Source organism: Nocardia nova (assembly GCF_002933465.1).
In the GTDB taxonomy this organism is placed as follows: domain Bacteria; phylum Actinomycetota; class Actinomycetes; order Mycobacteriales; family Mycobacteriaceae; genus Nocardia; species Nocardia nova_B.
This window is the reverse complement of record NZ_PSZE01000009.1, coordinates 1-12,818: the sequence shown is the minus strand read 5'-3', so window position 1 is coordinate 12,818 and position 12,818 is coordinate 1. Positions and strand designations below refer to the sequence as shown.

General features: G+C 65.4%; 11 protein-coding genes and 1 pseudogene. 9 read left to right on the top strand and 3 right to left on the bottom strand.

The genetic code is table 11. From position 1 onward, the window contains the following. The first annotated feature begins 92 nt into the window (after positions 1–92). The 6 genes from wzm (at position 93) to C5E41_RS13235 (ending at position 5,867) form a co-directional block, all read left to right on the top strand. Positions 93–917, top strand: coding sequence for a galactan export ABC transporter permease subunit Wzm/RfbD (gene wzm / locus C5E41_RS13260; RefSeq protein WP_104376143.1), 825 nt, complete (start codon positions 93–95; stop codon positions 915–917). An 8-nt stretch (positions 918–925) separates the two neighbouring features. Continuing rightward, on the top strand, positions 926–1,732 hold the full coding sequence (gene wzt, locus C5E41_RS13255) for a galactan export ABC transporter ATP-binding subunit Wzt/RfbE (protein ID WP_104376142.1): 807 nt from the start codon (positions 926–928) through the stop codon (positions 1,730–1,732). A gap of 29 nt (positions 1,733–1,761) precedes the next feature. Next, entirely contained in the window at positions 1,762–2,685 is a 924-nt protein-coding gene (glfT1, locus tag C5E41_RS13250) for a galactofuranosyltransferase GlfT1 (RefSeq protein WP_104376290.1), read from the top strand. Positions 2,686–2,716: 31 nt separating this feature from the next. Beyond that, a complete protein-coding gene (locus C5E41_RS35065) occupies positions 2,717–3,541 on the top strand; it encodes a hypothetical protein (RefSeq protein WP_258080952.1) in 825 nt (274 codons plus the stop codon). Between the two features lie 272 nt (positions 3,542–3,813). Further along, positions 3,814–4,890, top strand: coding sequence for a ribosome small subunit-dependent GTPase A (rsgA, locus tag C5E41_RS13240; RefSeq protein ID WP_104376141.1), 1,077 nt, complete (start codon positions 3,814–3,816; stop codon positions 4,888–4,890). Positions 4,891–5,018: 128 nt separating this feature from the next. Next, entirely contained in the window at positions 5,019–5,867 is an 849-nt protein-coding gene (locus tag C5E41_RS13235; protein WP_104376140.1) for an SDR family oxidoreductase, read from the top strand. An 87-nt stretch (positions 5,868–5,954) separates the two neighbouring features. Here the strand turns inward: C5E41_RS13235 and C5E41_RS13230 are convergent, their stop codons facing one another. Both C5E41_RS13230 and C5E41_RS13225 read right to left on the bottom strand, forming a co-directional pair. Continuing rightward, complete coding sequence (locus C5E41_RS13230; RefSeq protein WP_104376139.1) at positions 5,955–7,850, bottom strand: glycosyltransferase; 1,896 nt, start codon at positions 7,848–7,850, stop codon at positions 5,955–5,957. 149 nt (positions 7,851–7,999) lie between these two features. Then, a complete protein-coding gene (locus C5E41_RS13225; protein WP_258080951.1) occupies positions 8,000–8,527 on the bottom strand; it encodes a GtrA family protein in 528 nt (175 codons plus the stop codon). Positions 8,528–8,756: 229 nt separating this feature from the next. Between C5E41_RS13225 and C5E41_RS13220 the strand changes: the two genes are divergently transcribed. Together C5E41_RS13220 and C5E41_RS13215 are read left to right on the top strand one after the other, a co-directional pair. Beyond that, complete coding sequence (locus C5E41_RS13220; protein ID WP_104376138.1) at positions 8,757–9,722, top strand: glycosyltransferase; 966 nt, start codon at positions 8,757–8,759, stop codon at positions 9,720–9,722. Continuing rightward, positions 9,722–11,323: a DUF2142 domain-containing protein gene (locus C5E41_RS13215; RefSeq protein ID WP_104376137.1), complete on the top strand. Its 1,602-nt coding sequence runs from the start codon at positions 9,722–9,724 to the stop codon at positions 11,321–11,323. The genes C5E41_RS13220 and C5E41_RS13215 overlap by 1 nt, the downstream gene beginning before the upstream one ends. On the opposite strand, the gene rfbB is transcribed toward C5E41_RS13215, so the two are convergent. Beyond that, positions 11,320–12,321, bottom strand: coding sequence for a dTDP-glucose 4,6-dehydratase (rfbB, locus tag C5E41_RS13210; protein ID WP_104376136.1), 1,002 nt, complete (start codon positions 12,319–12,321; stop codon positions 11,320–11,322). The genes C5E41_RS13215 and rfbB overlap by 4 nt on opposite strands. Before the next feature lie 295 nt (positions 12,322–12,616). Here rfbB and C5E41_RS13205 point away from each other — a divergent pair. Further along, positions 12,617–12,818, top strand: a pseudogene (locus C5E41_RS13205) (hypothetical protein); the annotation flags it as partial.

Below are 12,818 nucleotides of genomic sequence, written 5' to 3'. Positions count from 1 at the left end.
CCGGCTCTGCGCTACAGTCGTGCACTGTGCCAGCAGCTGCCCCTGCCGATTCGGCCACAGCCGAACGCCCGGCCGACGCCTCGGTGCCCCTGATGTCGGATGCGCAAACGTTCCCGCGGGCCTTCAAAGACCTCCGCGAGGGGTTCGCTCAGCGTGAGCTGTGGCTACAGCTGGGCTGGCAAGACATCAAGCAGCGCTACCGGCGATCGGTGATCGGCCCGTTCTGGATCACCATCGCCACCGGCGTGCAGGCGGCCGCGATGGGTGTCCTCTACGCGGCGATCCTGAATCAGGACCTGTGGACGTATCTGCCGTATGTGACCGTCGGCCTGATCGTCTGGAACGTGATCAACGCCAGCATCCTCGAGGGTTCGGACGTGTTCATCGCCAACGAGGGGCTGATCAAACAGCTGCCCTCGGCGCTGAGCGTGCACGTCTATCGGCTGGTGTGGCGGCAGTTCCTGTTCTTCGCACACAACATCGTGATCTATCTGGTCATGCTGGTAGCTTTCGGCGTCTGGGAACATCTGGATTGGACGGTGCTGCTGGCGATTCCCGCCATCGCGCTGGTGTTCCTGAACTCGGCGTGGGTGTCGATCGTGTTCGGCATCTTCTCCACCCGCTACCGCGATATCGCCCCGATTCTGGGCAGTATGACGCTGATGCTGTTCGTGCTGACCCCGGTCATGTGGACCACGAAATCGCTGCGGGATCAGGGCGGGGCGGTGAGCGAACGGGCCAAGCTGGTCGAGTTGGTGCCGACCTACCACTATCTCGAGATCGTGCGCGCACCCTTGCTCGGTGACCCGGTGCAGGTGCGGTCGTGGCTGGTCGTGGGCGCGATCACCGTGGTCGGCTGGGCGGTGGCGATCCTGGCGTTGAAGCAATACCGTTCCCGCGTGCCGTACTGGGTGTAGAGGACGATATGACCGGAGTAAGCATCGAAACCCACCAGGCGTGGGTGGAGTTTCCCATCTTCGACGCCAAGTCACGTTCGCTGAAGAAGGCGTTCCTGGGCAAGGCCGGCGGATCCATCGGGCGCAATCAGTCCGATGTGGTCGTGGTCGAGGCCCTGCGCGACATCACGCTGTCGCTGAAGGAGGGTGACCGGGTCGGCCTGGTGGGCCACAACGGCGCCGGGAAGTCGACACTGCTGCGGCTGCTCTCGGGCATCTACGAGCCCACCCGCGGCAGCGCGCGGGTGTGCGGCCGGGTGGCGCCGGTGTTCGACCTGGGCGTCGGGATGGATCCGGAGATCTCCGGCTACGAGAACATCATCATCCGCGGGCTGTTCCTCGGTCAGACCCGCAAGCAGATGCTCGCCAAGGTCGACGAGATCGCCGACTTCACCGAACTCGGTGAATACCTGAACATGCCGCTGCGCACCTATTCCACCGGTATGCGAGTGCGGTTGGCGATGGGCGTGGTGACCTCGATCGATCCGGAGATCCTGCTGCTGGACGAGGGGATCGGCGCGGTCGACGCGGAATTCATGAAGAAGGCCCGCAACCGGCTGCGCGACCTGGTGGCGCGCTCCGGAATCCTGGTGTTCTGCAGCCATTCCAACGAATTCCTGGCCCAATTGTGCGATACCGCAATGTGGATCGACCACGGCACGCTGCGGATGCAGGGTGATATCGAGGATGTGGTGCGCGCGTACGAAGGCCCGGAGGCGGGCGATCACGTGAAGCAGATCCTGCGTGAGCTCGAACTGGAACGCAATCCCGCATGACCACGGCGGCAGAGAGCAAGGACACGACCATGGATGATCAGGCGGCCTCGTCCGCGGACAGCGGAGTGGCCCGGATCATCGCGGTGGTCGTGACCCACAAACGCCGGGAACTGCTGAGCGAATCGCTGAAGGTGCTCGCCTCGCAGACCCGCCCGATCGACCATTTGATCGTCATCGACAACGGCAACGAGCCCGAGGTCGGCGAACTGGTGGAAGAACAGCCGATCGAATCCACCTATCTGGGTTCCGAACACAACCTGGGTGGTGCGGGCGGCTTCGCCCTCGGCATGTTGCACGCGCTGACCATGGGCGCGGACTGGGTGTGGCTGGCCGACGACGACGGCCGCCCCGAAGGCCCGGACGTGCTCGAGAAGTTGCTCGATTGCGCCGAGCGCCACGGCCTTTCGGAGGTCTCGCCGGTGGTGGCCGATATCGACGATCCGGATCGGCTGGCATTTCCGCTGCGCCGCGGGGTGGTGTGGCGGCGGCTGCGGTCCGAACTCGGTGACGAGGACTTCCTGCCCGGTATCGCCTCGCTGTTCAACGGCGCCCTGATCTCCGCCGAGGCGCTCGAGGTGATCGGCGTGCCGGATCTGCGACTGTTCGTGCGCGGCGACGAAGTGGAGGTGCACCGGCGGCTGGTGCGCTCGGGCCTGCCGTTCGGGACCTGTTTGCAGACGGCGTATCTGCATCCGAACGGGTCGGCGGAATTCAAGCCGATTCTGGGCGGCCGCATGCACACCCAATATCCGGACGATCCGGTCAAACGCTATTTCACCTACCGCAACCGTGGCTATTTGATGGCACAGCCCGGGATGCGGAAACTGCTACCCCAAGAATGGGCGCGGTTCTCCTGGTTCTTCCTCGTACAGCAAAAAGATCCGGCCGGTCTGCGAGAATGGTTGCGGCTGCGGCGTCTGGGGCGACGCGAGCAGTTCCATAAACCCGGTTAGATCAGTGCTTTTCGCATGAGGAGGTACGGCTGTGAGCAACCCCTACGGTGGGCAGCCACCCTATGGGCAACCATTCCCACCGAACGGTGCACAGCCGTATCCCCCGCCGCAGCCGAACGGTCCCTACGGCGCGCCGCCGCCGAACGGCGGTAGCGGAGCCGTTGCCGCACCGGGATATCCGCAACCGCACGCGGGCTCGCAGCCACATATCCCCCAGCCGCACAACGTCTCTCAGCCGCATCAGACGCCGGGTTGGGGCGCTCCCCCGGCTCCGCCACAGCCCTACGGTCAACCGCCGGCGAATCCCTACGGGGCGCAACCGTACCCGGGCCAGCCGCAGTTCACCGGCGGGCCGATGCCGATGCCGATGCCGATGCCGATGCCGATGCCGATGCCCTACGGTGCGCCCAATCCCGTTGCACCGCAAGGCCAATACGGCCCCTACGGTCCGACGGTTCAGTTCCAGCCGCAACCCGGACCGCAGGGCATCGTCGTCGACGCCTCGTACTTCCCGCTGGGGTTCCTGCTCGCGCTGACCGGCCCGAAGATCATCGTCAACGGCATGGAGGTGCCGGTGGCGAAGTGGGGACAAACCCACATTCCGGTCGGCCCCGGGCAGCACCACGTACGAGTGGCGACCAAGTGGCTGTGGGATATGGGACCGGCCGAGACGACCGTGCCGGTCACCGAGGGCCACAGCACCCACGTGTACTACAAATCGCCTGCTATCGCCTTCATCAACGGTGCGATCGGGCCTGTGCCGCAAGCCGCGCCGGGCGCGATCGTGTCCTACATCAGCCTCGGCGTGGTCGGGGTGCTCATCCTGCTGCAGTTGCTGCTCGCCTGCTCGCTCTGACGCGCAGCCCGGGAAGAAGTAGGCCCGAAAAATACGTTGCGGCCCGCGCGGCGGGCTGTCATCGTTTATCCATCCGGTCGCGCACGCGACCGAACCGAGTATCGAGACACGAGAGGGTCGAGGAGGTGGAATACGTGAACGTCGACAGTCGAATTGTCGCGGCCGGAGCCCGGTATCAGACCGAAAAGCGCTCCGCCGCATGTATTTCCACTCTTCTCCCCATGCACTGAGCCCTTCGCGGGCTCGGTGCCCGACGAAGGATGTCTCCCCTCATGGTCGATGACGACCGTCTCATTCCTTACGGCTGGACCGCCGACCTCTCCGCCGCGTACACAGGACTGCTCGATACCGGCTGGGTCCCGGCCCGCGTGATCCGGATGGATCGCAGTGAATGCGATGTCGCGACGCCCGACGGGCTCGCACGCGCCGACTGTCCGCGGGCGGATACCAACATCAACGGCCTGTGTACCGGTGACTGGGTCGCCGTCGCACCGGCCGAAACGACCGCCGGCCCGGCGTTCACGGTACGAAAGTTGTTGCCGCGCCGCACGATTCTGCAGCGCGCGACGGTATCCGGCCGTTCCGACGCACAGGTACTGGCCACCAATGTGGATACCGTCGCGATCTGTGTCGCCGCCGACGGCGAGATCGACCTGGGTCGCATCGAGCGGATGCTGGCCCTGGTGTGGGAGTCCGGTGCGCAGCCGGTGGTGGTGCTGACGAAATGCGATCTGGCGCCGGATATTTCACTGTCAGAAGTGCGCGCCGCCGCGCCGGGTGCGACGGTGCTGGCCGTTTCGGCCACCACCGCTGCCGGTATGGATACGCTGCGCGCGGTGGCGGCCGGAACGGTCGCACTGATCGGATCGTCCGGCGCCGGCAAGTCGACCCTGGCGAATGCGCTACTGGGCGAAGAAGTCTTCGCGACGGACCGGGTTCGCGCCTCGGACAAGCGCGGGCGGCACACCACGGCGCATCGCGAGTTGCGGCCGATTCCCGGCGGCGGAACTCTGATCGACACACCCGGACTTCGGGCGATCGGTCTCTGGGACGCCGAACAGGGTCTGGCCCGGACCTTCACCGATATCGAATCGCTGGCAGCGCAGTGCCGATTCTCCGACTGCGGTCACCGCACCGAACCCGGATGCGCGATCCTCGCGGCCCTCGAGAGCGGCGAACTGCCGCCGCGACGACTGGACAGCTACCGCAAATTGCAGCGCGAGAACGAGCGGCTCGCCGCCCGCAGCGATGCGCGGTTGCGGGCCGAACGGGAGCGGGTGTGGCGCGAGATCAGCAAATCGCAGCGGCGGATGTACAAGGAACGTGATCCTCGTCGCCATCGACACTGACTGCTATGCAACTGATTGCATAGTCTCGCTCGGTGCCCTACTGTGCGAATCGAGTAGTTCAGCACCCCGGCCTCCACGGCATCGCCGATCATGGAGCCCGGGGTGATCGCACAGATGGGAGCAGGGATATGACCGAAGCTGGTAAGCCACTGGCCGGCCGCACCATGATCATGTCGGGCGGTAGCCGCGGCATCGGCCTGGAGATCGCCAAGCGGGCCGCCGCCGACGGTGCGAACATCACGCTGATCGCCAAGACCGATCAGCCGCATCCGAAACTGCCGGGCACGATCCACACCGCCGCCGAGGAGCTCGAGGCCGCGGGCGGTCGGGTGCACAAATTCGTCGGCGATGTGCGCGACGACGAGGGCGTCGCCGAAGCCGTGCGGCAGACGGTGGAGCGGTTCGGCGGTATCGATATCGTCGTCAACAACGCCTCGGCGATCGATCTGTCACCGACCGAAACGCTGTCGATGAAGAAGTACGACCTGATGCAGGACATCAACTGCCGCGGCAGTTTTCTGCTGTCGAAGACGAGCATCCCGGCATTGAAGGAGTCGGCCGAGGCCGGGCGCAATCCGCACATCCTCACCCTGTCACCGCCGCTGAACCTCGACCCGAAATGGGCGGGAAGCTCACTGGGCTACACCATCGCCAAGTACGGAATGTCGCTCACCACCTTGGGTTTGGCCGAGGAACTGCGCAAGTACGGCATCGGCGTCAACTCGCTGTGGCCGCGCACCACGATCGCCACCGCCGCGGTCCGCAACCTGCTCGGCGGTGAGGAAATGGTCCAGACCTCCCGCACCCCCGACATCTACGCCGACGCCGCGTACCTTGTCCTCACCTCTTCCGCCAAGGACACCACCGGCAACTTCTTCATCGACGACGAGGTGCTGAACGCGCACGGCATCACCGATCTGGACAAGTACCGCGTCGTCCCCGGTGACGGCCCGCTGACCACGGACCTGTTCCTGTAACTCGGTCCGCACTCCGCGAACACAGTGGTGTTGCCACTACCGAATTCGCCGAGGCCCGCCCGGTGACGTGCCGGGCGGACACCCGAATCAGATGCCGTACAGCCGTTCCCAGTTCTCGCGGCTGGTCAATTCCGGCGCCGCCGCGCGGTACTGCCGGCTCAGCTCCGGGAGTTCGCGGCGCAGCCGGCGCAGGACTCGGATGGTGCGCAGCAGCAGGGTGCGAGCTTTCTCCTTGTCGCGCTGCCTGATTCGCACGCCGGACTGGGACGCGTCGGTGACCACGACGTGATCGAACAGGGCCAGATGCCACCAGTGCGCATCCTCACGGGTGACGCCCACGATGCCGTGCTGGGTACGCCCGGTCCACTGCTGGATCGCGCGCTTGACCAGCACCAGCAGCGGACGGCTCGGTTCACCGCCCGCGCGGCGGAGCTGGATGTCCGACTGCCGGACCGGTGCGGTCGCGGCCGCGTGCTTCTTGGTCTCGCCGTAGTCGGCGCGGCTGGTTCGAGCGGTGGCCAAAGCCTGAATTCCGCCGTCGCGCAGAATCTTCGGGCCCTGCAGGAAGTCCTCGATGCCCTGCAGCGTGGTGTGCGCGAGGCCGTACTGCATACCGACCAGATATTCCGCGATCTCACGGAACAGCTTGCGGGTCACCGCCTTCGGGTCGAGATCGGTGTGCATGGAGCTGACGATGAGCGAATTGCGCATGCTGAAGTAGCGCGCCCAGTCGTCGAAATCCTTCCAGTAGAAGTCCGCGTGCCAGACCGCCGCGTTCGGCAGCGTCACGGTCACGAATCCCGCCTCGCGGGCGCGGACACCGTATTCGACGTCGTCCCACTGGAAGAAGATCGGCAGCGGCAGCCCGATCCGGGCCACCACCTCGGCCGGGATCAGGCAGGTCCACCAGGCGTTGTAGCCGGCGTCGACGCGGCGCTCCTGATTGCGCTTGAGCATGCTGGTGTTGCGCAACGCCTTGGGCACCTTCTGACCGTGCCGCAACTCGTTCAGGTGCACCTCCTCGGCGCCGACGTTGAGATAGTCGGGGTTCAGCAGGAACAGCATCTGCGCGCCGACCAGTGTCGGTTCCACCGTTAGATTGGCAAAGGCATTGAGCCGCAACACCGTTTCGGGTTCGCAGAGGATATCGTCGTCCATCAGGATGACATCGGCGTGCTCGTTGGCCGCCGACACCTCGTACAACCCGCGGGTGAATCCGCCCGCACCGCCGAGATTCGGCTGCCGGATGTAGCGCAGTTTGTCACCGAAGAGCGGCTGCGTCCGCTGGAACAGCTCCCGGTCCGAAACCAGGTCGGTGCCCTGGTCGACCACGTACACCGCGTCGATGGCGGCCAGCACTTCCGGATCCGAGGCGAGTGCGGCGACCGTGTGCGCGCAGTCCTCGGCCCGATTGAAAGTGCAGATCGCGATCGCGACCGGGCGGACCCGGTCCGGAGCGGCGGCGGTCCAGGTGAGCTCACCGATCCCGAGTTCGCCTCCGACAGCATCGAATTCGACCCACAGCGCACCACCGTCCACGTACTGATCCAGCGGGGCCCGCAGGGTGACCATGCCGTCGGAATCCACGTCCGCGGAGTCGATGATGCGCCGGTGCCCGGCGATATCGGAGGCGGCCAGCCGGATCCGGGCCCGATCGCCGACCGCGACCCGCATCGAGACCTCGACCTGGGTCACCGTCGTCCAGCGCTGCCAGTAGCTGGCCGCGAACCGGCCGAAATAGGTGTTGGTGTGGGCGTGCGCGCCTTTTTCCAGCCGCAGCGACAGCCGTTCGCGATGCGATTTGCCCTTGACCACCGCGTACAGTTCGTCGCTGATCTTGGGCGCCGGCCCGGTGAAAATGCCGCGGGCCAGAACCAGGCGGTCGGGGGCGCGGTGCTCGGTCCGCAGGGCGCCGGGCGCGGGCTCGGCGATCCGCGGATCGTTCTCGGTTGCGGTCACGGCCTGGCCAGCCGACTGATCCATGGTGGAATCCCTCGTAAACAGTGTCCGATGGCGCCGAATCCGGCGCGGGCGCGGTTAAGTGCAGGCTCGGTGTGAGCGATACCCATTATGTCCGTCTCACGTCGCGGAGTCCGACCGGAGGGCCGGTGATCGACAATTGCGAAGCACGATCACCGGCCCGACCGGGTGCGGGTGTCCCGCATATCCCGACCCGAGCGGGACTCGGCGAAGACGAAAGTGTCGTAGGCCCAGTAGCGGAAAACCACCGCCACGATCTGGCCGATCAGGGTGCCGGAGATGTTGTCCGCCAGCGGGGAAGACAGGTGCAGCACATATCGGGAGAATCCGAGACACCCCAGCTGCAATCCGATGGCAACCACATTGAAAACGGCGTACAGCAGATATTCGCGAGCGGGACTTCCGCCCTGCTTGTGCGCGAAAGTCCACCATTTGTTGCCGAAATACGTGACCACCGTGGCCACCAGAATCGAGATGATCTTCGCGACCAACGGCGCCTGATTCAGAACTCCGTCGCCGCCCCAGAAGACCAGCACATTGTAGGTTCCGGCGTCGACGAGAAATCCGATCGCGCCGACCACCAGAAACGCCGCCCCCTGCCGCAAGGCGGTGACGACCTTGTGTCGCAAGCTATCGCCGGTTCGATCGACCGGTTCGGTCGCCGTCTCACTGCTGGCCACCCGGCGACGGTACCGCACCCGGGTTCCCCACCGCGTGACGCAGGTGGGAGCGCGGCTCGCGGCGGGTGTGATCAGGCGCCGCACAGCGGATGCACAGGGCGCGAGGTCGAGGCGGGGCACGCCGGCCCGCATCCGACACAGTGAGGGTTAGCGGGCGCGGGTCCCGCGCCGACCTGTACCCTCCCGGTGTTCCGTATTTCATCGGCCGATCAAATGAGGGATTGACGGGGTGAACCCCACCGAGCTTCGCATCGCCGCAGTCGTGCCCTGCCACAACGAGGAGGCTGCGGTCGCCAAGGTCGTCACGGACCTCAAGGCTGCCGTGCCGGGCATCGACGTCTACGTCTACGACAACCGCAGCACGGACGCCACCGCCGAACGTGCCCGCGAGGCGGGCGCGATCGTGCGCACCGAGACCGTCAAGGGCAAGGGCAACGTGGTCCGGCGCGCATTCGCCGATATCGAGGCCGATATCTACCTGATGATCGACGGCGACGACACCTACGACGCCTTCGCCGCCCCGAAGATGATCGAGGCGCTGCTGTCCGGCCCCTACGACCATGTCCTCGGCGTGCGGAAAGAGGACGAGGGCACGCAGGCGTACCGCGCGGGCCACGAAGCCGGTAACCGCGTGCTCAACGGCGTAGTCGGCAAGGTCTTCGGCGAAAACGTCGAAGATATGCTTTCCGGATACCGGGTGTTCTCCCGCCGCTTCGTGAAGAGTTTCCCCGCGGTGTCGCGCGAATTCGAGATCGAAACCGAATTGACCGTGCATTCGCTGCACCTGCGGGTACCGCAGACCTCGGTGCGGGTGGGCTTCCGCGATCGGCCGGAGGGCAGTGAATCCAAACTGCGCACCTACCACGACGGATTCAAGATCCTGGGCCTGATCTTCGGCTTGGCCCGGCACGAACGACCGGTCGCGTTCTACGGGCTGTTCGGAACGCTGGCCTGGCTGATCTCGATCATCCTGATCGTGCCGATCGTGATCCAGTTCTACGAAATCCACCAGGTGCCGCGGTTCCCGACGCTGTTCCTCGGTTTCACCTTGCTGCTGCTGGGCAGCCTGGCGTGGACCGCCGGTCTGATCCTCGACGGCATCCGCAGGTCCCGGCACGAGGCCGCCCGCCTGATGTACCTGCGGTATTCGGCCGTCGGCGTCGAGACGCCCGAACAGGTCCGGCAGGCACACTGATGACGACCCAGGCCGACAAGGAGGCAGCCGATAGGCAGGCTTCCGACCCCGGCGCCGTGACCGGCGAAGCCGACACCGAGCAGCCGAAGCGCGACGAGGTGAGCCGCGGAAGTAGCCGGGCCACCGATCAGCGGCGGACCGCGGATCTGCTCCGGCGCGCCTGGTCTCCCGTCGCGCATCACCTGGGCCCGGCCGCGGCCGTATTCGTCCTGGTGGCGGGCGTCTTCGGTATCGTGTTCGCGACCATCACCCCGCCGTTCTGGGGTCATGACGAGATCACGCAGTTCGGCCGCGCGTATCAGGTGGCGCACGGCGGATTCACCCCCGAACGGATCACCGACGACCGCGGCATCTCCTACGGCGGCCAGATCCCGTTGAGTATCGACGGGCTGATGGGCTACGCCTTCACCGACTACAACCGTCACCCGACCGAGCCGGCCCCGCTCGCCGCCGACGAGACCGCCTACGACCGGCTGGGTTCCGCGCCGGTGACCGCGACCGCGACCAAGCAGATGTGGTTCACCAACACCGCCGCCTACTCCCCGCTGCCGTATGTGCCCGCGGCCGTGGGCATTCGGCTCGCGCAGGCCGTCGGCCTCGATGTCGGCGATACGGTGCTGCTCACCCGGCTGGCCGGATTACTGGCCTATCTGGTGATCGTGGCATTCGCGCTGCGGGCGCTGCGGGCGTTCCGGATCCAGTGGCTGGCCTTCACGGTCTCGGTGCTGCCGATCGCACTGTTCCAGGCGGGTACGGTCACCGCCGACACCGTCACCAACGCCCTGGCGGTCTTGGTGTCGTGCCTGCTGGTGAAGGGCGTCTTCCTCGACACCCGGCTGACGAAGCCGGAGGTGGTGGCCGCATTGGCGGCGACGCTGGCGCTGCCGCTGAGCAAGCCGACCTACGTCATCCTCGCCATGCTGGTGGTGCTGATTCCCGCCCGGCAGTACGGCTTCGGGAACGTGCTGCGCTGGCTGCCGTGGTGCTTCGCGGCGCTGGGCGCGATCCTGTTCGCGGTCTGGATGAAGATCGCCGCGCCGACCGGCGACGGTATGGGCCTGATGCGCAAGCCGGCGGAATGGCATTCGGTGCGTCCGGGCGATCAGCTACACGAGATTCTTTCGAATCCGGTGCATTTCGCGAATACCTTCGGTGACAGCATCTGGTATCGGGACGAGAAATGGTTCACCCAATTCTTCGGCGAGCTGGGATTCGCCTATGTGGACGTTCCCGCGCTGTCGATCCTGGCCTGCCTGCTGGCGCTGGCGGTGAGCGCCGGAATCGCGGATCGGCTGACCGGTAACCGGTGGCGCACCTGGATCGTCGCGCTCACCGTACTGGCCAGTGTGGCGATGATCTACGTGACGCTCTACATGTCGTTCACGCCCGTCGGTTACTGGATGATCGACGGCGTGCAGGGCCGCTATTTCGTACCGCTGGCGATCGCCGGATTCGCGGTGCTGCTGCGGTGGATGCCGTTGCGGCTGAGCGATTCTCGCGGTGTGACGCCGGTACGCGGGCCCGCGATCACGGTGGTGGTCGCGACTGTGGTGGCACTGGCCGCGGCCGCGATCAAATACAACGTCGTGATCTGGGGTTAGAGCACCTTTTCGCCGGCCGCCGCGTACGCGCGTTCGGTGTGTTCCTTCTGCGGGCGCCACCACGCTTCGTTGTCGCGGTACCAGGCGACGGTCGCGGCCAGTCCGGCCCGGAAATCGCCGTACCGGGGCCGCCAGCCCAGTTCGGTGCGCAGCAGGGTGGCATCGATGGCGTAGCGCTGATCGTGTCCGGGCCGATCGGTGACGTGGTCGAAATCGCCGGGGTCCCGGCCGAATTCGGCGAGCAGCAACTCCACGACGGTCCGGTTGTCCAGTTCACCGTCGGCGCCGATCAGATAGGTCTGCCCGATGCGCCCGCGGTCGAGAATCTCCCAGACCGCGCGATTGTGATCGGCGACGTGAATCCAGTCCCGGATCTGATGTCCGGCACCGTAGAGGCGCGGTCGCACCCCGTCGATCAGATTGGTGATCTGGCGCGGGATGAATTTCTCCACATGCTGATACGGACCGTAGTTGTTACTGCAGTTGGAGATCGTCGCCCGCACCCCGAACGAGCGCACCCAGGCACGGACGAGCAGATCACTGGACGCCTTGGTCGCCGAATACGGGCTGGACGGTTGATAAGGAGTGTTTTCGGTGAATGCCGGGTCGTCCGGCTCGAGATCGCCGTAGACCTCATCTGTCGAGATGTGGTGATAGCGCACGTCGTATTTGCGCACCGCCTCGAGCAGGGTGAATGTGCCGACGATATTGGTTTGCACGAACGACCGCGGCCGGGCCAGCGAATTGTCGTTGTGGGATTCGGCCGCGAAATGCACCACGGCGTCGGCTCCGGAGACCAGTCGGTCGACCAGACCCGAATCGGCGATATCGCCGTGTACGAACTCGATCCGATCCGCGATCGACGCCAGCGAGGCGCGATTTCCAGCATAGGTCAGTGCGTCGAGCACGGTGATGCGGACGTCCGGTCGATCCGACACGGTCTGATGGACGAAGTTCGCGCCGATGAATCCGGCTCCGCCGGTTACGAGCAATCGCACCGTGCCACCCTATCGTGGGCGCGAATACGGACTTTGAATCACCGGCGAGTCACACCGGGCCACAAGGGGATGTGACCTTCATCACACTACACCTTCGATGTCCTTTTTGTTCGAATTGTAGGTGGTGTCCGAAAACCGCACGCATACTGCATGTTTCCGCAACCTGACAATCGGCAAGAGCCCGATGGTGAACAGAATTTGAATGAACGGACACAACAGGTTCACCGCTCGTTAGCTGACGTCGATTTCTATTTCTCATGTCCCAGAACCACTCTGTATCGAGGTTCCGCAGAAAATGATGATGAGGAAATTCGTCGCGACCGCCGCGATGTTGGTTGCTGCTGTCGGCGTCGCGGCCGGTACCGCCACGGCCGACCCCGCTGCTCCCGCGGCGCCCGAGAGCGTCTACTACAAGGCCAGCGTCGTCGACAACGACAAGGCCGTTATCAAGACCGACGGCGGCTCGATCGTCAACGAAGACGGCATGCTGAAGATCA

Excerpts from the sequence above, each read along its gene's own strand:
- wzm (WP_104376143.1), top strand. The coding sequence starts at position 93 with ATGTCGGATGCGCAAACGTTCCCGCGGGCCTTCAAAGACCTCCGCGAG.
- C5E41_RS13235 (WP_104376140.1), top strand. The coding sequence starts at position 5,019 with ATGACCGAAGCTGGTAAGCCACTGGCCGGCCGCACCATGATCATGTCG.
- C5E41_RS13230 (WP_104376139.1), bottom strand. The coding sequence starts at position 7,850 with ATGGATCAGTCGGCTGGCCAGGCCGTGACCGCAACCGAGAACGATCCG.
- wzt (WP_104376142.1), top strand. The coding sequence starts at position 926 with ATGACCGGAGTAAGCATCGAAACCCACCAGGCGTGGGTGGAGTTTCCC.
- rsgA (WP_104376141.1), top strand. The coding sequence starts at position 3,814 with ATGGTCGATGACGACCGTCTCATTCCTTACGGCTGGACCGCCGACCTC.
- glfT1 (WP_104376290.1), top strand. The coding sequence starts at position 1,762 with ATGGATGATCAGGCGGCCTCGTCCGCGGACAGCGGAGTGGCCCGGATC.
- C5E41_RS13215 (WP_104376137.1), top strand. The coding sequence starts at position 9,722 with ATGACGACCCAGGCCGACAAGGAGGCAGCCGATAGGCAGGCTTCCGAC.